The sequence below is a fragment of the Pseudalkalibacillus sp. R45 genome, from assembly GCF_052246725.1.
Lineage (GTDB): Bacteria > Bacillota > Bacilli > Bacillales > Fictibacillaceae > Pseudalkalibacillus.
The window spans coordinates 266,438-289,182 of sequence record NZ_JBQQCL010000001.1 but is presented as its reverse complement, the minus strand read 5'-3'; the positions used below and the strand labels follow the sequence as shown (position 1 = coordinate 289,182).

Below are 22,745 nucleotides of genomic sequence, written 5' to 3'. Positions count from 1 at the left end.
AATATAAGGAGGTTTAGGGGAATGCCTCAGTATTACGATAACGATGAATATGATTTCGAATCAAATGTATCGGATGACCGTCCTGGCTGTTATCCGAAACCATATTGTCCACCACCTTGTCCACCGCAGCAACCACAACAGGTAGCCGGCGCACAGACACAGCCGCAACAAAGCCCGCTGTTATGTGTCCCTGTCGGTGCAGCAAATAATATGGTTGCTGGAATCCAAACCCAGCAGCAGCCAGGCATGGTAGCAGGTGCACAATCGCCTTATGGCGGAGCCCCTTTTTATCCACAATATCCATTTTACGGGGGATTCGGCTATGGTATTGGTTGGATCTGGGCTGTAGTCGTCATAGTGGTAATTCTACTCATTATATGTGGATGCTGGTGGTGGTTCGGAGGTTGGCGTTAGACGATCTGACAATGAAGAAAGGGCTTGGCGTTATTCAAGCTCTTTTCTTTAGGTCAGATTCAATTCGTACAAGCGGGCGATAGCCTTTAATCGTTGAAATTCACAATATTTGGGTAAACTGTTACATAATTCACTAATATTTGGAGGTATAGCATGCACTCACGTCAAACAGTCATTTACATTTGTGAAGAATATCCAAGTGGCAATCGATATTATTATAAAAGGGAATTGATCACACATGATTCTTGGATGAATCCAAAATCATTGGAATGGTCAGCACCGCGTCCGATTTCAGAGAGGACCTTTTATGAAAGAGCAAGGGCAGGATACCGGACAGAATACCGTAAAATCAACAAACCGGTCGCAAAAGTCTATCAGTTCCCTCCACAAGACAACAGATGCTATCCATTTTATCCAAGAATGAGATGGCGATGAGCCACATCATCTGGAAATTAAATGGGTTTAAAAAGAATGAAGTGTGGAACATAACATAGTAGCACACTAACAGGGATGGGAGCTGAAAACTTGGAAAATCATCGTATAGCAAAAGATACATTAGGCGAAATCAAAGTTCCGAAAGATGCTTATTATGGCGCACAAACCCAAAGAGCTGTGGAAAACTTCCCAATCAGTGGGCTGAGATTGCCAAGAGCTTTTATCCGTGCACAGGCAATCATCAAACGATCCGCTGCAGTCGCTAACCGAGACACAGGCCAGATTGAAGAGAAAAAAGCGAATGCCATCATACAAGCAGCGGAAGAAGTGATGGAAGGAAAGCTTGATGAACAATTTGTTGTCGATGCTTATCAAGCTGGAGCTGGAACGTCCCAGAACATGAACGCGAATGAAGTCATTGCTTCAAGAGCCAGTGAAATATTGGGCGGGGAACGTGGCGATTGGACAAAGGTCCATCCGAATGATGACGTCAATATGGCTCAATCGACGAATGATACGATCCACGTTGCCATCAATATTGCTGTTGCAGAAGAACTGCATCGCCAGTTATACCCAGCTCTTGAAAAAACGATTCAAGCATTAGAAGAGAAGGCAGAGGAATTCCAACCGTATATCAAATCCGGACGTACTCATTTACAGGATGCCGTGCCGATGCGCTTGGGACAATCGTTCGATGGATATGCCCAGAGCATTAAGAACGCTTATGACGCTGTAAAATTAGCCGAACCGTTTCTTTACGAAATCGGTCTTGGCGGAAATGCCGTCGGTACTGGAATCAATTCACATCCTGAATATAGTGACAGGGCGATCAAGGCTGTAGCAGAAAGTACAGGCTTGGGCTTCAAACAGCCGAAAAACCGATTCAGTTTCATGCAGAACACAGGTGCAGCGATTCGCGTCAGTCACGCCTTGAAGGAGATCGCGATCCATTTGATCAAAGTTTCAAGTGACCTCCGATTGTTAAGTTCAGGACCGAGAACTGGAATCGCCGAGTTGAACTTACCACCTGTACAACCCGGTTCATCAATCATGCCAGGAAAAGTGAACCCGGTCATACCTGAAAACCTTTATATGATCTGTTCGCAAGTGATAGGTAATGATACGTGCGTTTCAACTGCCGGAATAGGAAGCCAGTTGGAAATCAATCCAATGATGCCGATCATCGGGTACAATGTCCTGCAATCGATCACCATTTTATCAACGGGGATGGATACATTCACTGAACGTTGCATTAAAGGAATCGAACCGAATGAAAGCAGAATGAGCGAATTGATGGAAAATAGCTTAGCCTTGGCTACGGCACTTAATCCGAAGATCGGGTATGAAAAAGCTGCCGAAATTGCGAAAGAAAGCTTCCGAACTGGAAAAACGGTTCGAGAAATCATACTTGAAAGAGGGATCATGTCTGAAAAAGAAGCAGCGGACCTTCTCGATCCAGAAAATCTAGTGTAATGATCATACAAGTGGGATAGAAAATTATTGTGATATACATCCTGGGGCAGACATACGTCTGTCTCTTTTTTTCATTTAAAGAAAGTATAAATACTTTCTTCAATATAAGGACAACTAAGGCTCATCCTGCGCTAAAGCTTGGCTGTGCCAAGTTTTCTTTAACTTCATATGCGTCGATTCGATTTTATCGAGAAAATAAACCATCCAGCTTTTATATAAATAGTCTTCATTTTCACGGATTCTAAATCGAAATAAACATAATGCCAGCCTGTTTTTAAAAAAAATTTTGATAAACTTGTATTTTCGACAAACTTTTTACAAAATATATGGGTAATATAAGTACAATTGGTAAAAAATAAAATTTTTGTCTGAAACACATACAATTGTCACTCGTCTAATACAAAGTATAGGATTATAATGTTAAAGTATGGGTATTTTTAGTAATATTATGAAGGAGGCAAGTCAGATGTGTGGATTTGTCGGTTATGTCTCTGACCAACCAAGAGATGTCGATGCATGCGAACTAAGACCACTAAAAGGGATGACCAACCTCATCACTCATCGAGGTCCGGACGATGAAGGATTTTTTTATGATGATCATGTTCGGTTCGGATTCCGAAGACTGAGTATTATAGATATTGAAAGCGGCCATCAGCCTTTATCATATGAGGATGAGCGGTATTGGATCATCTTCAACGGAGAGATTTACAACTATGTTGAACTACGTGATTCGTTGATTGAAGAAGGATACGAATTCCAAACCCAATCAGATACTGAAGTCATTTTGGCCAACTATGTATTTAAAGGTACTGAATCCATAAAAGATTTACGCGGTATGTTCAGTTTTCTAATCTGGGACAAAAAGAATAAAGAACTGTTCGGCGGGCGAGATCCATTCGGAATTAAGCCGTTCTTTTACACAGAAAAGGGTGGGCACCTTTATTGTGCTTCTGAAAAGAAAAGTTTATCAGCCTTACATGAACAAGAAGAAGTCAATTTAGAGTCGCTTCACCACTATCTAACGTATCAATTCGTTCCTGAACCGGACACGATGTCGGTCGATGTACAAAAATTGATGCCTGGGCATTACTTTAAGAAGAAACCTGGCGAAAAAATGGAGATCCATTCCTACTGGAAGCCGACATTCAATGTGAAACATGCACCGATTGATCGTACCGTAGAAGATATTCGCAATGTGTTAAGAGATTCCGTCAAGGTACATATGCGTAGTGATGTGCCCGTAGGCAGTTTCTTATCAGGTGGTATTGATTCAAGTGCGATTGTTGCATTAGCTCGTGAAATTAATCCGAAAATCAAGACCTTCACAGTCGGTTTCGAACGTGCTGGATACAGCGAAATAGATGTTGCTGTATCGACTGCAGCGGCTTTGAATGTCGAGAACATCCATTATATCGTCAAACCTGAAGAATTTATTAGTGAGTTACCAAAAATAATCTGGCATATGGATGATCCAGTGGCAGATCCAGCAGCCGTGCCCCTGTATTTCGTTTCTCGTGAAGCGAGCAAGCATGTGAAAGTCGTCTTGTCAGGTGAAGGTGCAGATGAATTATTCGGCGGCTATACGATTTATAACGAACCGAACTCATTGAGAGGCTATCAAACCTTGCCATTGGGGCTACGGAAATGGTTGAAGAAACTTTCAGATATCCTGCCTGAAGGGACGAAAGGAAAAAGCTTCATCCAACGCGGCAGCATGTCGATGGAAGAACGTTATATCGGTAATGCGAAAATGTTCACTGAGCTTGAAAAAGAGTACTTGCTTAAATCGTATAACAAAGAATGGAATTATCAGAAAGTCACAGCACCGATCTACGAAAATGCGAAAGCGTATCATGACATCCACAAAATGCAGTATGTAGATATGCATACATGGCTGAGAGGCGATATCCTTGTCAAAGCGGATAAAATGACAATGGCAAACTCCCTCGAGCTACGGGTGCCATTCCTGGATAAAGAAGTCTTTCGGGTGGCATCACAAATCGCGCCTACAGAATCTGTGACCAACGGTACGACGAAATACGCATTCCGTGAAGCAATGAAAGGCATTGTCCCAGAATCGGTCCTTTATCGAAGGAAGTTAGGATTCCCTGTACCGATCCGTCATTGGTTGAAAAATGAACTCTATGACTGGGCGAGAACACTGATCAAAGAGAGTAAAACGGAGCAATATATCGATAAAAAAATCGTTTTGCGGATCCTAGATGAACATCGCACTGGAAAGCTGGACTATAGTCGTAAACTATGGACAGTCCTCATCTTCATGGTCTGGCACCAGATCTATATCGAGAACCTTTATGACTTCCACGGACATGTGCTAGAAGAAGATGAAATGTTCATAAGAAAAGCAGCAACAAGCTGATAAGCTTTAAATGATATTGGAAAAGTTGTGGAAAAAACCACTGTCATACCAGTGGTTTTTTCCCTTTAGAATCTTTTTTCAGTTTTTGTATTAAACGGTGTTGTATGTTATACTGTTAAAGTTAAAAAATTTGTAGGAGTTGTTACTTGTATGAAATACGAAGTTGGAAGCATAGTAGAGGGGAAAGTCACTGGGATCAAGCCGTTCGGTGCGTTTGTTGCCCTAGATGACCAGCATCAAGGTCTCGTTCATATTTCTGAGGTTTCTCACGATTACGTGAAAGATATAAATGATCACCTTTCTGTGGGAGATGCAGTGGAAGTGAAAGTTATGAACGTAGAAGAAAATAGCGGAAAGATCTCCCTCTCCATCCGCAAAACACAAGCTGCACCTGAGCCTAAGCAGCAACAGCGCCCGCGCCGTCCTAAGCGCCCAGCTCAAAACGATAACGCTCAAGGGTTCAACACTCTTGAAGATAAACTAAAGGTTTGGTTGAAAGAATCCAACGACCGCCAAGCGCAATTAAATAAGCGTTTGAAAAAATAAGCAAAAAGCAGCTAACAGAAATGTTAGCTGCTTTTTTTAGTGCTTTACGTCATTTCAGTTCTGTTTTCGCGTTCAAACTCTTCAGAAGGTCTGAACAACAAAGTCAGGCAATACAGTCCACTGAGACCGACTAATCCATACACGATACGTGAAAGGACAGAGTCTTGTCCACCGAATATCGCTGCCACTAAATCAAATTGGAAAAAGCCGATAAGTCCCCAGTTGATGGCACCAATAATCACTAAAGCTAACGCTGTACGTTGAAGTCCATTCATAATGCGTTATACCTCCTTCAATGTGGAAGAATTTACTTCTTTCTTATTTTGGAAAATAAAGCCTTACTTTATACATAAATTTTGTCGAAGGGATTAAAAACAGATTACTTTACTTGGAGAGAAAATTTTCGAGATAATATAAAGGTCCTTATATAACATGAAAGGCTCTGTTCGTTTATATTGTTGATTTCTGCGAAAATTCATTCCCTTTCCGCGGGTGATCCGCGAGCCTCCTCGCGGGTTCCTCGTTGTGGGGTCTCGCCTGGCTCGCTTTTCCCGCAGGAGTGTCACAAATTTGGATTATTAAATTAAGAGGTTGACGAAAAATTGTAAGGGAGTATATTTCCATCGTAATTTTGACAGGATTATGGAAGTGAAAAACTTTATAAAAAAATCTTAAATATAAAAGAGGAGGAGTAGTATGGAATCCTTTGAGTTCAGAAACCCGACCAAGTTGATTTTTGGAAAAGGGCAGATTGAGGCTCTGGAAAGAGAAATACCTCAATACGGTAAAAATGTGATGGTCGTATATGGCGGCGGAAGCATCAAACGGAATGGGTTATACGATCAGGTGTTGGAACGGCTATCAGCAATCGGTGCAAAGGTGACGGAATTATCCGGAGTTGAGCCGAATCCAAGGTTGACAACAGTACGTAAAGGAGTCGAGCTTGTCCGTGAAAATAATATCGACTTCTTACTCGCCGTTGGTGGAGGGAGTGTCATTGACTGTACGAAAGCGATAGCCGGCGGAGCCAAGTACGATGGTGATGTATGGGAGATGATCTCCAACCGAATTCGTGTAGAAGAAACCGTTCCATTCGGTACAGTGTTGACCCTAGCCGCAACAGGTTCAGAAATGAATTCTGGCGCTGTCATCACCAACTGGGAAACGAATGAGAAATATGGGTGGGGCAGCCCGGCGAACTTCCCGAAGTTTTCAATACTCGATCCAGTGAATACAATCTCTGTACCGCGTGACCAAACGGTTTACGGCATTGTTGACATGATGTCGCATGTGCTCGAGTCCTATTTCCACCCGGCTACCAATACAAAGCTTCAAGAGCGGATGGCTGAAGCGATTCTTATGACGGTCATCGAAACCGCACCAAAGCTGCTTGAAAACCTTGAAAGCTATGAGCACCGTGAAACGATTCTTTACAGTGGCACCATGGCATTGAACGGAATTTTACAGATGGGGGCTCGCGGAGATTGGGCGACACACAATATTGAACACGCTGTTTCAGCGGTTTATGATATACCGCATGCTGGAGGACTCGCGATTTTGTTCCCGAATTGGATGAAACACAATATCGAAGAGGCAGAGCGTAAGCTGAAACAATTGGCTGTACGTGTCTTTGCGGTCGATCCATCTGGTAAAAACGATCGTGAACTGGCGCTGGCTGCGATTGATGCAATTCAAGCATTCTGGACTTCACTCGGTGCACCTAGCCGTCTGGCGGATTATGACATCGATGGTTCCAAGCTTGATTTGATGGCTGATCGAGCAATGGCCCGCGGTGAGTTCGGAAACTTCCAGACCTTGAAAAAACCAGACGTAGAAAAGATCTTAGAAATGTCATTGTAAATGGTAAAAAAGGGAGAAACCGATCGGAATCTCCCTTTCCCCTTTTATTGGTAAAAAACAACAATAATGATCATTAACCTTTATGTTAAAAAGAAAGCGTTTTATCATGGGTGATGAGGGGAAAGTGAAATATGATCAAATTTAGGGATTAGGAGGGAATATGATGCAACAATCATTGTTACGGAATGTTTGGTCGACATTGTGGGATTGGCACCATCAAGCGAAGGATTTGATGAAGCTATCATCCACACAAAACGGCTCATCTACGACACAATCGAACTCGAAAAATAATAGTGCAAATTCATCCGGCCCTGGACCTGCATATGGGAAGCGTAAAGGAATTGGCCTCATTTTAGGACCATTACTTTTCATCGCCACCCTTTTATTCTTTAAACCGGAAGGCCTTTCTTCTGAGGGCTTGGCGATTCTGGCAAGTACACTCTGGATTGCAACCTGGTGGATCACTGAGGCGATCCCGATTCCAGCTACGTCCTTGCTGCCATTGATTTTATTCCCCTTGACTGGCGGGTTGAGCGGAGATATCACCGCCTCATCCTATGGCGATAATACGATTTTCCTATTCTTAGGCGGTTTCTTGATTGCTTTGACCATGCAAAAGTGGAACCTTCATAAACGAATCGCACTTTTCATCATATCCGCAATCGGTACAAGTACAGAACGGATCATCCTCGGTTTCATGGTGGCAACGGGTTTCCTTTCGATGTGGATTTCGAACACTGCCACAGCGATGATGATGGTACCGATTGGTATGGCCGTCATCTATCAAGTATCTGAACAATTGAAAAAAGAAGGGAATGTCGACACTGATGTAAAGAACTTCAATTTCGGTAAGGCGATCATGCTCGGTATTGCCTACTCTGCATCGATAGGAGGATTAGGAACGTTGATCGGGACACCTCCGAATACGATTTTCGCCGGAGTTGTCAAAAACTCATTCGGCATCGAAATTTCATTTGCCGGGTGGATGCTGTTTGGTGTGCCAATTGTGATTATCCTGATGGCAATTACGTGGTACTATCTGGTCAAGTTCGCATTTCCTATGAAAATTCGTGAGCTTCCTGGTGGCAAAGAAGTCATCAATAACGAAAAGAAGGCACTTGGCTTGATGGGATCTGAAGAAAAAGTCATAATGACTGTTTTTACATTGACTGCCCTTGCCTGGATTTCAAGGTCGTTCATCTTAGTTGATTTAAATGAAAACATCAACGATACGATCATTGCAATGACAGCAGCTATTATATTATTCATGATTCCTTCTGCAACAAAGAGGGGAGAATTCCTATTAGATTGGGAAACGGCAAAAGGTGTACCTTGGGGCATCCTCTTACTATTTGGTGGTGGACTCGCGATTGCCGCTGGATTCCAGGAGTCTGGTCTTGCTGAATGGTTCGGTACCCAATTGGCGGTATTAGAAGGTGTCAATCTGATCTTAATCATCGCAATCGTGACTGCTATGGTCATCTTCTTGACAGAAATCACGTCGAATACCGCGACAGCGACAATGATGTTCCCGATCATGGCTTCACTGGCTGCAGCTATTTCAGTGCATCCATATGTATTGATGATCGGAGCAGGACTAGCAGCCAGCTGTGCGTTCATGTTGCCGGTTGCGACTCCACCCAACGCCGTCGTGTTCGGTTCCGGATATTTGCGGATTCCAGACATGGCGCGAGCAGGATTGTGGCTTAACATCATCTCAATTGTTATCATTACTATAGCGATTTATTTGTATTTACCAGCAGTTTGGGGCATCGACATCACAAGCTTCCCAGACTCGTTTAGACAATAACCGGATTGAAAGGCGAGAGGAAAGGCACCTAACGCCTTTCTTCTTTTTTATTTCATTGGTTTAAAATTGTTGCGATATTCACTCCCGTTCTGGGTGCAAATCACTCATGGGCGTTGTTCGGACAATAGCTAGAGAAAAAAGCGAAGAGCTGTCCCGAAACTAGGTTGATACGGGACAGGAGGCAGAGGAAAAAGCGAAGATCTGTCCCGTAACAGGTCGATACGGGACAGGAGGCAGAGGAAAAAGCGAAGATCTGTCCCGTAACAGGTCGATACGGGACAGAAGCTAGAAGAAAAAGCGAAAGGCTGTCCCGTAACAGGTCAATACGGGACAGAAGCTAGAGGAAAAAGCGAAGAGCTGTCCCGTAACAGCACGATACGGGACAGGAGCAAGAGGAAAAAGCGAAAGACTGTCCCGTAACAGCACAATACGGGACAGGAGCAAGAGGAAAAAGCGAAATGCTGTCCCGTAACAGCACGATACGAGACAGGAGGTAGAGGAAAAAGCGAAATGCTGTCCCGTAACGGCATAATACGGGACAGGAGGTAGAGGAGAAGAGGCAGTCGCTGCCCCATTCCTCAATCAATTAAACGAATCTACCTAAAACACCCGAACCGAACTCGTAATAACAAGAGGATGGATACAATGGAACATCATGAAAAAGCACTGCCTTATACGAAGCAAAATCCAAAATTCTGGCGCATCATCCTTGCTCTTGCGGTTGCGTCCTTGCTTATTTTTTCGACGTTGTATGTGTTCCAGCCTTTACTGCCAGTTTTCGTAAAAGAATTCAATATCACGCCGACGTTCTCCAGCCTGTTGGTTTCGTCTTCGGTCATCACGATGATCATTGGCCTCTTTGTGCTTGGGTTCCTGGCTGATCGGTATGGTCGGCGTACGATCATGAACATCTCGCTCATCGTAACGGTCGCGACGTTATTTGCGATGCCATTTGCAACAGAGTTTTACCTCATCGTGGCGCTACGGTTTTTACAAGGATTCTTCATCGCCGGAATTCCAGCAGCTGCAATGGGTTATCTGGGGGACGAAATTGATCGGCGCCACTTGAGCCTTGCGATGACTTTTTATATTGCGAGCAATGCATTAGGAGGGATGGGAGGAAGGGTCTTCGCGGGTTATTTCACAGACCTGTTCAGCTGGCAGACCACACTGCTAAGCCTCTCCGGCTTTGGGGTAGTCGTTATCGTGCTCTTTCTCATTTTACTGCCGGAAGAACGGCTATTTGAGCAGAAACCGGCTTCAATCAGCTCCGATCTCAAAGGAATGTTCGTTCATTTGACCGATATGCGTCTCATTCCTCTTTTCGTAATGGGGCTTCTCCTTCAAACGATGTTCACTGCGGTCTGGACGTATTTACCGTTCTATTTACATGGAGAACCGTTTAATTGGTCGCTAAAACTCATTTCATTCACGTATTTCGCTTATGCTTTAGGTGTCATCGCTCCTCCACTAGCAGGTCGGATCTCCCCTAGAATCGGACTTTCGAGTGTGTTATTCGGTGGGCTTGGTTTACTTGCAATTGGGATATGGTTGACCGCCATCCAATATGCTCCGTTCATTCTTATTGGACTCGGCATGATCTGTACTGGATTTTTCATTGCGCATTCGATGGCAGCTGCCCTTGTTGGCAGAACAGCGACACATCATAAAAGTGGTGCATCGAGCTTTTACCTGATCAATTATTACGTCGGGGTGGCGATCGGTAGTACAGCAGTTGGGAAGCTCTGGGATCATTTTGCCTGGATCGGAATTACCAGCACCAGTTTATTACTCCTGATCGTGGTCCTTTTCCTGCCAAAAATCAAACACCTGAAATAATTCGAAGTGTAATCGTTTACATTAAAGCTAGTGGTTGCGTTCAATTTTTTAATCCGATAAAGTGATAATGAAGAATGTAATAGAAGACGGAGGGATACCATGACATCTACAATTCGTTTTGATTATACAAAAGCTTTATCATTCATCGGTCAACATGAAATTGACCATCTTGCCGATCAAGTGAAAACCGCTCATGAAGCGTTACATAACGGGACTGGAGCGGGTAACGATTTTCTCGGTTGGGTCGATCTTCCGGAAAACTACGACTGCGAAGAGTTTTCACGTATCCAAAAAGCGGCTGAAAAGATCAAGTCTGATTCGGAAGTGCTTCTTGTTATCGGAATCGGCGGGTCTTATCTTGGTGCAAGAGCCGCAATCGAGATGCTGAACCATTCGTTCTACAACATGCTCAACAAAGAAAAACGCAATACCCCGCAAGTCATTTTTGTCGGACATCACATCAGTTCTACGTATGTACAAGATCTTTTCGATGTACTCGAGGACAAGGACGTCTCGATCAATGTCATCTCGAAGTCTGGTACGACGACAGAACCAGCGATCGCTTTCCGTATTTTCCGCAGCTTTTTAGAAGAGAAGTATGGAAAAGAAGAAGCGCGCAAACGCATTTACGCGACAACCGATCGTGAAAAAGGGGCGTTAAAAACGCTTGCCGATCAGGAAGGTTACGAATCGTTCATCATTCCAGACGATGTTGGTGGACGTTATTCCGTATTGACGGCAGTTGGACTTCTTCCGATCGCAGCAACAGGTGTCGATATCGAAGCGATGATGAAGGGTGCAGCGGATGCACGGAATGCGTATAACAACCCGAACCTCGCAGAAAACGAAGCCTATCAATATGCGGCTGTCCGAAATGCGCTATACAACAAAGGGAAGACGACCGAATTGATGGTCAATTACGAGCCTGCGCTTCATTATGTCGCAGAGTGGTGGAAGCAGCTTTACGGTGAAAGTGAAGGGAAAGACTATAAAGGGATCTTCCCAGCAGCAGCAGACTTTTCAACGGACCTTCATTCACTCGGCCAATATGTACAGGAAGGACGCCGCGATCTTTTCGAGACGATCCTGAACGTTGAAAAGGCTAAAAAAGAAGTGACGATCGAAGAGGACGAAGGAAACCTTGACAAGCTGAACTACCTTGCAGGAAAAACGATGGACTTTGTCAACACGAAGGCGTATGAAGGCACATTGCTTGCGCATACCGATGGAGGTGTTCCGAACCTCGTGCTGAACATTCCGGAATTGAACGCTTATAACTTTGGTTACCTGGTGTATTTCTTTGAAAAAGCATGTGCGATCAGCGGTTACCTCCTGGGAGTGAATCCGTTCGATCAACCAGGTGTCGAAGCATACAAGAAAAACATGTTCGCATTACTAGGAAAACCAGGATTTGAAGACTTGAAAGAAGAATTAGAAGGTCGATTGAAATAAACTTTCAAAAGGGAAGCTGGCTTTTAACGAAGTCAGCTTCTTTTTATGACCGTTTTAAAAGAAGGATTCAGAAGAAACTTCCATCATTTTATAAGGTGTATAAGTTAGTGGTTTGGATTTAATTTCCTATTTTTTGTGTATAATGTTTATAGGAACAATCGTATAGGCAGGGTGGACGGTCATATATCCCCTGGGAAAGGGGGTGGTGGCCGTGAATCACAGTAATTTTGACATAGCTACAGCTACGTTTATGATTCTGTTGATAACACTGGTGATTACTTTAATTGAACGAAAAAAGTAATCCACCCTGCCGGCAAGCTTGTGTGGATTACTTTCTCTGAGTCTTGACCGTCCTCTAACGGTCTATACGGTTGTTCCGCCCAGCTAATTATACAATAGCTGGTTTTTAGATTATGCGTTTTCTACTTATATTATAACCAAATATACATTAATAAACAAAATAATTAATAAAAAAATATCGATCAATTGAAGGCAACTTTGGATATTTCCAAGTTGCTTTTTTATATGGCTAAAAAAGTGAAGTTTAGGAAAAATCATATCACACCTTCAGATCCTGCCATATTTTTAATGAAAACGAAGGAGAGTGGTTACGATAATGGTATAGGTTTTCTGAAGGGAGAAACGACAATGATTGAAATCAAATCGAAATTAGATGGTGAGCAGTTTGAACTGAATGAGCTCGAATATACGTTGAAATCATTAGGGTATGATATCGGCGGCGGCTGGGATTACGATCACGGTGCGTTCGATTATAAGCTCGACGATGAACAAGGCTACATGTATCTCCGGATTCCGTTCCAGGCGATTAAAGGAGAACTCGATCGCAACGGATGCATCGTCAGTGTCGGAAACCCTTATCTGCTGCACCATGTCTATCAACGAGGTCTGGATGATAACGTAAGTGCCGGGAATGCCAATGCAACGTTGAACCAATTTTCTGAACCCCAAGATCCAGACGGTTCAATTGACGAAAAATGGATCGAGATTGGCGAAAAAATGGTCAGGGATCTAGAAGAACAGCTTCTCCGTTAACCAAGGTTTTCGAAAAAAGCTAAACTCACAATATTCGATGTGTGGATGATATGATCGGCACCAGCACGTTTCGCATTCTCATATTGTCCAGGCGTCAATATCTCTACAATCGTATGTGCTTTAGGGCAGATACCTTTTACTGCGAGCAGGGTTAGAATGGCATCCATGTCGGACTGTTCTTCACTGACCTGATTGTTTGCGGTCAATATCACTTTTTCAGCTTCTGCCACATTCGCTTTTTGCAGTGTCAGATCTTCAAAAGGCTTTCCATGGATAAAATGGATATTGCCATACTGATACGGATTTTCGTTAAGCGTACGATCGATGAGGACAAGTTTTTGTTCGGGATCCTGATTATGAATCTGCTCGATCAAATCCTTGGCCCGTTCGTTCCAACCGACGATTACGATCTGACCGCTTTTATCATAAGCAACATCACCCTTAATCAAAGAGGATTGACTCTTGATGGTAGCACCCGCAACCTGTGCAAAAAAATAGGTGAAGAAAGTTGTGCCAATCAGAATCAAGAATATCGTCATCATTTTTCCAAAAAGCGTTTTCGGCACAAGGTCGCCGTAACCGACCGTGGCAGCAGTGACGATTGCCCAATAAATCCCATCAAAAACAGACCTGAAATTAGTCGGTTCGAGGATTCGGATTGTAATACCGAAAAGAATCAGTACTGAAAAAACGATGATCAATAACCGTGCGATCGGCGGTAGACGTAGATATTGCAATGTGATCGATTTCATTTGATTCACCTATGGTCAAGTAGTGTCATTATCAGCAGTATAACCATATCTTAATTGTTAGAAACTTATAGAAAGGAGGAATGATGATGAAGCGACCTTTTGGCGTTTATTTAGTTAACTTGTTCATGGGTATTATTGAAGCACTCATCTTATTACGTATCGTTCTGAAGCTTTTCGGTGCCAATCCATATACACCATTTGTCCAATGGGTTTATAATTTGACGATCCCGTTATTATCACCTTTTCAGAATATCTTTCCGACACCTGTCATCCGTGGGCGTTATGAACTTGAATTGACGAGCATTTTTGCATTGATCGTCTATGCGTTCTTATCGTACTTCCTCGTTCAATTCATCCTGATGCTCAACTCAGGAAACAACGATCGACGGCGATAGATAAGACGGATTTCTTTATAAAAGTTGCAGCTCCACCTACAATGGAAGAAAAGAAGGACGGGGCGGATTGTCATGATCGAATTGATTGTAAACGCAGATGACTTCGGCTATTCAAGAGGCGTCAACCATGGAATCATCGATGCTTATAAATATGGAATCGTCAATGCAACGACTATGTTTGTCAACATGTCTGGCACAGAGCATGCAGTTGAATTAGCGAAAAACACCCCAAGATTACGGGTCGGCATCCATTTGACACTGACATGTGGAAAAGCAGTTGCTAAGGATGTCCCTGCTCTGACGGATGGTGACGGTCGATTGATCATGACGAGAGATCTTAATCAAGACCTATCTTCTAAGCTGCAAGATATTGAAAAAGAATGGGAAGCACAGATCGAGCGCTTCTATAGCCCAGGTTTGGAGCCAACGCACTTTGACAGTCACCACCACATGCACAAACACCCCCAACTGCTTCCGATCGTGAAAAAGCTATCCGAAAAATATGACCTTCCAGTACGGAATGTCTTTGAAGGAAAAGTACCAGGTTTAAAGGTGCTGACCGATGTTTTCTATAGTGACTTCATCCGAGATAATGTAAGGGAAGATTTTTTCGCTACTCTAACGGAAAAAGTAAAAGATGGTACGAGTGTGGAAGTCATGTGCCATCCAGCGTATATCGATCATGCGCTTAAAAATGGCTCATCCTATTGCGATAAACGAGCAGAAGAGTTAGAGATCCTTATTAAGACTAAATTAGATAAAAAATTTCATTTAGTATAGGATTGCGAGAAATAATAGGCATATGCTATACTTTTTTATGTTCGAACAAATTAATAACGTGGGGCATTAGCTCAGCTGGGAGAGCGCTTCGCTGGCAGCGAAGAGGTCAGCGGTTCGAGCCCGCTATGCTCCACTCACAAATCCATGAAGGTAACATGGGTTAATAAAAATATGCGCCATTTTGAGGCGTATATTTTATTTGTATTACAAACAATTTTATTCCTCTATTACCCTGTTTTATTTCTTTCAAGTTTAAATTCCAAGTTTAAGACATTATGATCGTACCACTTAATTTTTTATAATAGGAAAATATTATTTTTTGTTGAATATGTTATTAATCAAATATTACTTTTATGGAGGGATATTTTGAAATACATTGTTGGATTATCATTAATCTCTCTAATGTATTTGACCGGGTGTAGTGAGCCATATGCAGATCTAGAAGGGGAACAACTATTTGATTATTGGCAGAGTGAATGTGACGGAGAATGGGGAGATGAGAATAATCCATGTAGTAAAAAAGAGGTCTTTGAATATATAAAAAGGTTAAAAGGTAAAGATTATCAGCAAAAAGTTATCAAGGAAACTAATAATGAAGATTTTTGTTGGGAAATGATGTGTTAAGAAAAATTAGTTATTACTCTTTATATAAAGATAAAAGTAAATTGAGATTATGGAAGTCACTTCCTTTTCAGAAGTGTCTTTTTTGTGTCCGAATGTCTTTGATTTGCTAATAATGTAAAATAGATAGGTGTTTTTTCGTAAAGGAGAGAAATTAATAAGCTTACCTGATAAGTTAATGAAACGATATGTTAGAATATTAGCAACTATCAATATATACTCTCCAGGATGGTGAAATAATGTCAAATTATCAGGTGAACAATACCACAATAAATGCACTGATCAGCTGGATTGAGGAGGAAATTGTAGCAATTCCAGAAATTCAACGACCTTTTGTCTGGAAGCCTACAAAAGTAAGGAATTTAATAGATTCATTATATAATGATTATCCTGTCGGTTATATCATCACCTGGCAGAACCCAGATGCACGTTTGAAAGATGGTACAATATCTCATGGTAAAAAAATTCTAATAGATGGACAGCAACGTGTTACCGCAATTATGGCTGCAATTTCAGGAAAAGAGGTTGTAACGAAAGATTATAATAAACGAAAAATTAAAATAGCCTTTAATCCCATTGAGGAAGCTTTTGAGGTGGAAAATCCAGCTATTCGAAAAAATAAGAAATGGATACCAGACATCTCAGAAGTATTTAAACCAGGGTTTGATACGTTAGGTTTTATACAAAAATATTGTGATTTAAATCCTGAAATTGATATGAACGACCTTAATAGAATTTTACAAAAGCTGACTAGTATAAAATATAGTTCGATAGGCATTATTGAACTTTCTCATACTTTAGATATTGAAGTTGTTACAGAAATTTTTATTCGTATTAACTCAGCTGGAGTAAATCTAAGCCAAGCGGATTTTGCAATGTCTAAAATATCAGTTAATGATCAATATAAAGGACCACTTATTCGAAAGACAGTAGACTATTTCTGCCATTTAATTAAGAATCCATCCATTTATCAAAATATAATTGAAAACGATCAAGAGTTCTCGCAAACTACTGAACTACAAAAGATTAAGTGGGTAAAAGATTATAACACTAATATTTACGAACCAAGTTACTCAGATTTACTACGAGTTGCTTTTACTTTCAAATTTCTTAGGGGTAAAATATCAAACTTAGTTAGCTTATTATCTGGCCGTGACTTTGAAACAAGAGAATATAAAGAAGAGATAATAGAAAACTCTTTTGAAAGCTTACACGATGGTGTTTTAAAGTTTGTAAACGAAACTAACTTTAAACGGTTCATAATAATATTAAAATCAGCAGGGATTATCAATTCTAAGTTAGTTCGTTCACAAAACGCTTTGAATTTTGCCTATACACTATTTTTATTATTAAGAGATAAGAAGGTAAACGACTCAATTATTAATCAAGTTGTTCGGCGATGGTTAATTACTTCCATCTTGACAGAAAGGTATTCTGGTTCACCAGAATCTATGTTTGATTATGATATTAAAAGGTTTGTTGCTCACGATAATCCTATTGATTATGTCAAAAAAACAGAAGCAGGAGAGCTTTCTAATGCTTATTGGGAAAATATATTACCATCAAATCTAAATACCTCTGTAACAAGTAGTCCCTATTTTAATTTATATATTATTTCTCAAATTTACGATAAGGATTATGCCTTCTTATCTAAATCAATTACAGTTCAACAACTTATTGAAGAAAGAGGAGATGTGCATCATGTCTTCCCTAAAAAATACCTCCAAGCAAATGGATTTAACAATAGGGGACAATATAATCAAATTGCCAACTATGCTTATACTGAACAAGTGGTTAACTTAGCTGTCAGAGCGCAATCTCCTAAAGCGTATTTAACAAAGGTAAAAGAGCAGATAAAAGATTCGCAGATTCGAATTGGTGAAATAGATAACATGGATGATTTAGTTGAAAATTTTAAAATGAACTGCATTCCGCAATCCCTATTTGAAATGGAAGCTACAGATTATGAAAGGTTTCTTGAAGAGAGAAGAAGCCTAATTGTTGACAAAATACGTTCGTATTTTCATAAGCTTTAAATTTATAAAGTGAAATGAATCATTAAACGCTTCTATAAGCTGGTACTAAAGTGAGTACCAGCTTTCTTTTTTAAAAGAGGCTAACAATGTCTATAAAATTTTAAAATTTATGAAGGAGATATCAAATGTTATATAGAATTACAACATTTGGTGTTTTTTGTATTTTTTTAAAATTATTTGGAGGGATATTTTTTATGGCATTATTATATTACTCGAAGGTTAATGTAAATTCACACATACATGACATAGACAATGACAATAACAATATCACTATAGAAAGTATTATGGACAGATTATATATTGCACTTGATGACAAAAAAGAATTTATTAAAACCGAGGAAAATACTTTTACAGATGACAATGGAGAATTAAAAACGGTTATAAAAAAAGAAATTTATAATTTTTCTCAGGTAGAAAAAATAGAAACAGAAAATGAAAAGTATGTCACAGGTTGGCTTGTAAAAAGAAGCCCGGTATTTGCAGAGGAATTTGATATAGATAAAAGAGTTTCAAAAAAAGTAGTTCGAGAGAATGATTCAATCAGTACAATGTTTTACTTTGATTTAGAATCAGAGATAGTTTCATTCTATTCACGTTTAAAATTCGGTCACAACCAATTTAATGAAGGATTCGAAGGTCTTTTAGATTTATACATTCAAGAAATTGGTTTCAAAGTCATTTTAATTAAGAATCCTTTTTCCCTTAAAGAAATAATGAATATGTTACAAAAGGTAAACAAAATTGAAGCATCAATTATCCCGCCAAACGCGGTAAATAGAGAAGCTTTAAAGAATTTATTTGAAAAAGAAAATAAACAATTGGAACTAGGGAACATTACGAAAAAAACTATTTTTCTAGAAACACATAAAAAAAATGAAAGAGGAATGAATATTGATTCACCTTTAATTAGAGAAACTTTGGAAGTAAGTGAAGCTTATATGGAGTTTGGGTATAGTAGTATTGAATTAGAAGGTGTGACTAAAAATGGAAACCGTTATAAATATATTTCTGATAAAGATTCACCTTATCAAACAGATATCCCAGATGCAGTTAAAGAAGATAGAAATAATTTAATTGATTATGTTCAAGAAGGTATTAAAAGACTTTTAGCCAAATTCACAATAGAGAAGCTTAAAGCGAAAGATATTGTAAAATCTGAAAAACATACTGAGAATAAGGAAGAATAGATTAGATTATACAAAGTTAAATAAGATAGTAGGAGAAATATTATGGACAAACAATCGTTAGAATTTCATGATTTTAAATCTTTATATAAACTAACAAAGTCCATGCGTGAAAAGGGAGAATTAGAACCTATTCTTAATTTTAAGGAATTTGAGGTTTACTTTTCTTTAATCTGTTCTTTAATTTCGACCATAGTTATTTATTTCTTTGTTAACACAAACTTGGACAGTAATATTACTTTTATTGTTACAACAACTCAAAATATACTTTTATATACTATTGCTGGATTAATTGGAATGTTAGGATTTATTGTGAGTGGGTTAGCAATTGTTTCTGGAACTACGTCTTCTAAAGTTATTGAGATAATGATAAATAAAGAAAAATTCAACTATTTATTATCAGTATTATTTAGTTTTTTTTACATTGGGCTAATTATTGGTGTGCTAATTTTTGTAAATATAATACTTTATTTTATTATAGGAATAAACGCTAAGTTTAGTTTTCCTATTTATATTTTATTGGTTTTCATCATGTCCTATGGAGTGTTCTTTACACTGTTTTACATAGTATCATTACTAGGAACTTGCATAAACATTTTTATATTAAATTATATCTATTCAAAAGAAGATAAAAATGGTGAGGATATATAGCTTGTTTACGAAGAATTTTTAAAAAAGGATAGGGCATAGTTATCACAAACAGGTCTCTCAGCTGGGAGAGCGGGGTTAGTTCGCTGAAGCCAATAGGGCAGCGGTTCGATTTCGCTCTAGTTAGAGGGATATGGAAAATGGTGTATAACAACTTATCCATTGATGAGTTTTGATGATCGAATTGTTATTAGGTTTATTTCAGTATTGGAAAAAAAGAGATTTTTTTATTTTGGAAGGAAGATATTTTGGCGCGCTTAAGTTATGTAGTAAAGGTGTAACATCTTTAGAAATTAAGCAACGATGTTTAACTAAGGGTGCAAATTCGTATATGATATACTTGAGTCCAATCTTAACTTATTTCCGCTTATGTCAATAACCGCTCCAATAAAATGCCTATTTTGGACAGATGCCCACACTGCATACCCGAAACATTCGGACTATATTGTCCATAATTCATTTATTCTGGAGAATGTGTAGGTATCAATTATAGATAACCGTTCAGCTCCGTAAAAATTAGAATAGACTATATATAACGTACATTGAACACAAATAAACACAAAAGATTGACTGCAATTAGGCGGTCAATCTTTTTTTAGTGAAAAAATCCTCCCTTGTGACACACATCACAAAACCTTTTTCTTTTATCAATTAACATGAAGGTAAGAAGAGAGAGGGAGGGTGATTTTTGGTGGGTTTGCCTAAGGGTAGCAGTGAACGTGAGCAAAAGGTTGATGAAGCGCAAGAATCGAAAATTGGAACGTGGATCTCCGTTGGCGTGGTTGGTGGGGTTATTCTTCTCACTTATTTTGTACTATATGGCTTATATATGGCGAGGGTATAGGAGGGGAAAAAAGATGAAGATGCATCTTGATGAAAAGATCTGGCTTACCGTAAGTTTTGGAATCATTATGGTATTTATGCTGATCACAGGTTATCAGACATTTGCGTTGGAGATGGGGCTGCCGAGTCATAAGGAAACGATCGATCCTCAGAAAGTCGAACAGACTGCACCTTTTGATCAGCCGGGTGTCAAAAAGATAGGGGAGAACGAATATGAAGTGGTTATGACGATGGAAATATTCAGCTTCAATCCGGGAGACATCGAAATACCTGCTGGATCGACCGTGCATTTCACTCTTACTTCAAAAGATGTGGTCCATGGATTCCAGGTGGCGAATACAAACATCAATGCGATGGTCATGCCGGGACATATTCAGAAAATCACGCAAAAATTCGATGAACCTGGAGATTACTTGGTCCTATGTAATGAATACTGTGGTGCTGGTCACCATGCGATGAGTACGACAATCAAGGTGAAATAGGGGGGAGAAAGATGGATCCAGCAGTATCAACAACATCACCATTCAGACAAAAAGCAAACCGGGTACTTGGCGTGAATTTGGATGATGCTAAAATCACGAAATCGTATTTAACTGTCGCCTTTCTAGCCTTGCTCCTTGGCGGGGTTTTAGGACTATTACAAGGATTGAATCGGGCTGGGTTATTACAGCTGCCGACTTGGATCAATTATTATCAAATCTTGACTGCACACGGCGTCCTATTAGTGGTCGTACTATCAGCATTCTTTACGATCGGTTATTTTTACGCTGGACTTTCACATACGTTGGGCGGACTTCTTCCGAAAGTACGAAGGATGGCGTGGATCGGTTTTTGGATGAAAATCGTCGGGTTTGTCATTGCCGTCATCCCGATTTTGATGAATAATGCATCGGTCATGTATACGTTCTATCCTCCGATGGCCGCTTCACCTTATTTTTATATCGGTTTAGTGTTCATTGTATTGGGCGTCTGGATGTGTGCGTTCGGTGCCTTCATCAATGTCGCTGATTGGAGAAAGAACAACAAAGGAAAGCATCTGCCAATCTTTTCGTATTTTGCAACAGGTGTTTTCGTCCTCTTATTTTTCGGCAGTATTCCAGTCGCGATCGAAGTGCTGACGATCATCCCGTGGTCATTCGGTTGGGTGGAGACGATCAATGTCATGGTTGCACGGACGTTGTTCTGGGCTTTCGGCCATACACTCGTCAACATTTGGTATTTGACCGCCATTTCTGCCTGGTATGTGATTGTACCGAAGATCATCGGCGGACGAAGATTCAGTGATACGTTGACCCGTGTTGTCATTATCGCCCTGGTCGTCATGAATATCACCGGAGGATTCCACCATCAGATCATCGATCCGGGAATTTCCGAGTCCGTCAAGTTCATGCATGTATTCATGAGCTTAGCGATCGGCTTCCCATCATTGATGACGGCTTATGCGATGTTCCGTGTCTTTGAACGGACGGCAAGAAAACAAGGCGGTAAAGGAAAAGTCGCATGGTATAAAAAACTGCCGTGGGGGGATGTCCGTTTCTTGGCGCCATTCATTGCGATGGTTGCCTTCTTACCAGGCGGAGCAGGGGGAATCGTCCAAAGCACGAACCAATTGGACCAGGTTGTCCATAATACGATGTGGATCGTCGGACATTTCCATTTGACGGTCGGAACGTCAGTCGTCCTCACTTTTTTCGGTATCACTTATTGGTTGGTTCCATACATTTCAAAACGTGTCTTGACGCCTAAGATCAATAAACTAGGTGTCATCCAAACCATCATCTGGACAGTCGGGATGCTCTTCATGTCAGGATCCATGCATTACGTCGGATTGCTTGGGTCTCCGAGAAGAACAGCGTATTCCACCTATGGAGACCATGCAACGGCGTTAGGCTGGGACCCCTATTTCTTCCTGCTTGCAATAGGCGGTACGTTGTTGATGATCGGTGTTATCATCCAGGTCTATGCCGTGTTCCATCTCATGTTCTTTGCACCGAAGGGAGAAACGGAATTCCCGATTGCGGAAGAAGAGGACAATGCAAGCAAGACACCATATTGGACAGAACGCTGGGGTGTTTGGATCGTCATGATGCTGATGCTGGTTGCTATGGCCTATGTGATTCCATTGGTCGACTTTATCGTAAATGCACCGCCAGGATCACCGCCATTCAGAACGTGGTGATCGCAGGCTGATAAAGAGATAGCCAGATGATGTGCTATCTCTTTC

The 22,745-nt window shown here is 40.6% G+C and carries 21 protein-coding genes and 1 tRNA gene; 20 read left to right on the top strand and 2 right to left on the bottom strand.

The features are described from left to right. Positions 1-21: 21 nt before the first annotated feature. From ACTWQL_RS01490 to yugI, 5 genes are all read left to right on the top strand, one after another. A complete protein-coding gene (locus ACTWQL_RS01490) occupies positions 22-414 on the top strand; it encodes a hypothetical protein (protein WP_443140666.1) in 393 nt (130 codons plus the stop codon). Positions 415-567: 153 nt separating this feature from the next. Beyond that, positions 568-849, top strand: coding sequence for a hypothetical protein (locus ACTWQL_RS01485; protein ID WP_221566624.1), 282 nt, complete (start codon positions 568-570; stop codon positions 847-849). Positions 850-924: 75 nt separating this feature from the next. Continuing rightward, positions 925-2,322, top strand: a complete 1,398-nt coding sequence (locus tag ACTWQL_RS01480) for a class II fumarate hydratase (RefSeq protein WP_443140665.1) — start codon at positions 925-927, stop codon at positions 2,320-2,322. A gap of 466 nt (positions 2,323-2,788) precedes the next feature. Then, positions 2,789-4,702, top strand: coding sequence for an asparagine synthase (glutamine-hydrolyzing) (gene asnB / locus ACTWQL_RS01475; RefSeq protein ID WP_443140664.1), 1,914 nt, complete (start codon positions 2,789-2,791; stop codon positions 4,700-4,702). 150 nt (positions 4,703-4,852) lie between these two features. Continuing rightward, positions 4,853-5,248 (top strand): S1 domain-containing post-transcriptional regulator GSP13, encoded by a 396-nt coding sequence (yugI, locus tag ACTWQL_RS01470; protein ID WP_261130484.1) that lies wholly within the window; start codon positions 4,853-4,855, stop codon positions 5,246-5,248. 44 nt (positions 5,249-5,292) lie between these two features. Here yugI and ACTWQL_RS01465 read toward each other — a convergent pair whose 3' ends face one another. Further along, positions 5,293-5,523, bottom strand: coding sequence for a DUF378 domain-containing protein (locus ACTWQL_RS01465; RefSeq protein ID WP_221566620.1), 231 nt, complete (start codon positions 5,521-5,523; stop codon positions 5,293-5,295). Between the two features lie 421 nt (positions 5,524-5,944). On the opposite strand from ACTWQL_RS01465, the gene ACTWQL_RS01460 reads away from it, so the two are divergent. The 5 genes from ACTWQL_RS01460 to ACTWQL_RS01440 all read left to right on the top strand — a co-directional run bounded on the left by ACTWQL_RS01460 (position 5,945) and on the right by ACTWQL_RS01440 (position 13,262). Next, positions 5,945-7,108: an iron-containing alcohol dehydrogenase gene (locus ACTWQL_RS01460; RefSeq protein ID WP_443140663.1), complete on the top strand. Its 1,164-nt coding sequence runs from the start codon at positions 5,945-5,947 to the stop codon at positions 7,106-7,108. A 163-nt stretch (positions 7,109-7,271) separates the two neighbouring features. Beyond that, positions 7,272-8,918 carry an SLC13 family permease gene (locus ACTWQL_RS01455; protein ID WP_443140662.1) on the top strand — a complete coding sequence of 549 codons (1,647 nt, stop codon included), beginning with the start codon at positions 7,272-7,274 and terminating at the stop codon, positions 8,916-8,918. Positions 8,919-9,563: 645 nt separating this feature from the next. Then, complete coding sequence (locus ACTWQL_RS01450) at positions 9,564-10,757, top strand: MFS transporter (protein WP_443140661.1); 1,194 nt, start codon at positions 9,564-9,566, stop codon at positions 10,755-10,757. Between the two features lie 99 nt (positions 10,758-10,856). Then, positions 10,857-12,209: a glucose-6-phosphate isomerase gene (locus ACTWQL_RS01445; protein WP_443140660.1), complete on the top strand. Its 1,353-nt coding sequence runs from the start codon at positions 10,857-10,859 to the stop codon at positions 12,207-12,209. Positions 12,210-12,857: 648 nt separating this feature from the next. Then, positions 12,858-13,262 carry a YugN-like family protein gene (locus ACTWQL_RS01440; RefSeq protein WP_443140659.1) on the top strand — a complete coding sequence of 135 codons (405 nt, stop codon included), beginning with the start codon at positions 12,858-12,860 and terminating at the stop codon, positions 13,260-13,262. On the opposite strand, the gene ACTWQL_RS01435 is transcribed toward ACTWQL_RS01440, so the two are convergent. After that, the gene (locus tag ACTWQL_RS01435; protein WP_443140658.1) at positions 13,259-14,014 is read right to left on the bottom strand and encodes an ion channel; all 756 of its coding nucleotides are present in this window, start codon (positions 14,012-14,014) and stop codon (positions 13,259-13,261) included. The genes ACTWQL_RS01440 and ACTWQL_RS01435 overlap by 4 nt on opposite strands. Before the next feature lie 86 nt (positions 14,015-14,100). Here ACTWQL_RS01435 and ACTWQL_RS01430 point away from each other — a divergent pair, with 86 nt between their 5' ends. The 10 genes from ACTWQL_RS01430 (at position 14,101) to ACTWQL_RS01385 (ending at position 22,700) form a co-directional block, all read left to right on the top strand. After that, positions 14,101-14,409 (top strand): YggT family protein, encoded by a 309-nt coding sequence (locus ACTWQL_RS01430; RefSeq protein WP_443140657.1) that lies wholly within the window; start codon positions 14,101-14,103, stop codon positions 14,407-14,409. A gap of 72 nt (positions 14,410-14,481) precedes the next feature. Beyond that, complete coding sequence (gene chbG, locus ACTWQL_RS01425) at positions 14,482-15,189, top strand: chitin disaccharide deacetylase (protein WP_443140656.1); 708 nt, start codon at positions 14,482-14,484, stop codon at positions 15,187-15,189. Between the two features lie 60 nt (positions 15,190-15,249). Beyond that, positions 15,250-15,322 (top strand) — tRNA-Ala (locus ACTWQL_RS01420). Between the two features lie 233 nt (positions 15,323-15,555). After that, positions 15,556-15,813 carry a hypothetical protein gene (locus tag ACTWQL_RS01415; protein ID WP_443140655.1) on the top strand — a complete coding sequence of 86 codons (258 nt, stop codon included), beginning with the start codon at positions 15,556-15,558 and terminating at the stop codon, positions 15,811-15,813. A 236-nt stretch (positions 15,814-16,049) separates the two neighbouring features. Beyond that, complete coding sequence (locus ACTWQL_RS01410; RefSeq protein ID WP_443140654.1) at positions 16,050-17,846, top strand: GmrSD restriction endonuclease domain-containing protein; 1,797 nt, start codon at positions 16,050-16,052, stop codon at positions 17,844-17,846. Positions 17,847-17,971: 125 nt separating this feature from the next. Beyond that, on the top strand, positions 17,972-19,033 hold the full coding sequence (locus ACTWQL_RS01405; RefSeq protein WP_443140653.1) for a hypothetical protein: 1,062 nt from the start codon (positions 17,972-17,974) through the stop codon (positions 19,031-19,033). 42 nt (positions 19,034-19,075) lie between these two features. Continuing rightward, complete coding sequence (locus ACTWQL_RS01400; protein WP_443140652.1) at positions 19,076-19,681, top strand: hypothetical protein; 606 nt, start codon at positions 19,076-19,078, stop codon at positions 19,679-19,681. Positions 19,682-20,369: 688 nt separating this feature from the next. After that, positions 20,370-20,522, top strand: coding sequence for a hypothetical protein (locus tag ACTWQL_RS01395; RefSeq protein WP_443140651.1), 153 nt, complete (start codon positions 20,370-20,372; stop codon positions 20,520-20,522). 13 nt (positions 20,523-20,535) lie between these two features. Then, positions 20,536-21,003: a cytochrome c oxidase subunit II gene (locus tag ACTWQL_RS01390; protein ID WP_443140650.1), complete on the top strand. Its 468-nt coding sequence runs from the start codon at positions 20,536-20,538 to the stop codon at positions 21,001-21,003. Positions 21,004-21,014: 11 nt separating this feature from the next. Next, complete coding sequence (locus ACTWQL_RS01385; RefSeq protein WP_443140649.1) at positions 21,015-22,700, top strand: cbb3-type cytochrome c oxidase subunit I; 1,686 nt, start codon at positions 21,015-21,017, stop codon at positions 22,698-22,700. Positions 22,701-22,745 lie beyond the last annotated feature (45 nt).

Coding starts and splice junctions, on each gene's coding strand:
- yugI (WP_261130484.1), top strand. CDS start 4,853: ATGAAATACGAAGTTGGAAGCATAGTAGAGGGGAAAGTCACTGGGATC.
- ACTWQL_RS01465 (WP_221566620.1), bottom strand. CDS start 5,523: ATGAATGGACTTCAACGTACAGCGTTAGCTTTAGTGATTATTGGTGCC.
- asnB (WP_443140664.1), top strand. CDS start 2,789: ATGTGTGGATTTGTCGGTTATGTCTCTGACCAACCAAGAGATGTCGAT.
- ACTWQL_RS01480 (WP_443140665.1), top strand. CDS start 925: ATGGGAGCTGAAAACTTGGAAAATCATCGTATAGCAAAAGATACATTA.
- ACTWQL_RS01385 (WP_443140649.1), top strand. CDS start 21,015: ATGGATCCAGCAGTATCAACAACATCACCATTCAGACAAAAAGCAAAC.
- ACTWQL_RS01430 (WP_443140657.1), top strand. CDS start 14,101: ATGAAGCGACCTTTTGGCGTTTATTTAGTTAACTTGTTCATGGGTATT.
- chbG (WP_443140656.1), top strand. CDS start 14,482: ATGATCGAATTGATTGTAAACGCAGATGACTTCGGCTATTCAAGAGGC.
- ACTWQL_RS01400 (WP_443140652.1), top strand. CDS start 19,076: ATGGACAAACAATCGTTAGAATTTCATGATTTTAAATCTTTATATAAA.
- ACTWQL_RS01405 (WP_443140653.1), top strand. CDS start 17,972: ATGTTATATAGAATTACAACATTTGGTGTTTTTTGTATTTTTTTAAAA.
- ACTWQL_RS01390 (WP_443140650.1), top strand. CDS start 20,536: ATGAAGATGCATCTTGATGAAAAGATCTGGCTTACCGTAAGTTTTGGA.
- ACTWQL_RS01410 (WP_443140654.1), top strand. CDS start 16,050: ATGTCAAATTATCAGGTGAACAATACCACAATAAATGCACTGATCAGC.
- ACTWQL_RS01435 (WP_443140658.1), bottom strand. CDS start 14,014: ATGAAATCGATCACATTGCAATATCTACGTCTACCGCCGATCGCACGG.
- ACTWQL_RS01455 (WP_443140662.1), top strand. CDS start 7,272: ATGCAACAATCATTGTTACGGAATGTTTGGTCGACATTGTGGGATTGG.
- ACTWQL_RS01440 (WP_443140659.1), top strand. CDS start 12,858: ATGATTGAAATCAAATCGAAATTAGATGGTGAGCAGTTTGAACTGAAT.
- ACTWQL_RS01490 (WP_443140666.1), top strand. CDS start 22: ATGCCTCAGTATTACGATAACGATGAATATGATTTCGAATCAAATGTA.
- ACTWQL_RS01450 (WP_443140661.1), top strand. CDS start 9,564: ATGGAACATCATGAAAAAGCACTGCCTTATACGAAGCAAAATCCAAAA.
- ACTWQL_RS01485 (WP_221566624.1), top strand. CDS start 568: ATGCACTCACGTCAAACAGTCATTTACATTTGTGAAGAATATCCAAGT.
- ACTWQL_RS01460 (WP_443140663.1), top strand. CDS start 5,945: ATGGAATCCTTTGAGTTCAGAAACCCGACCAAGTTGATTTTTGGAAAA.
- ACTWQL_RS01445 (WP_443140660.1), top strand. CDS start 10,857: ATGACATCTACAATTCGTTTTGATTATACAAAAGCTTTATCATTCATC.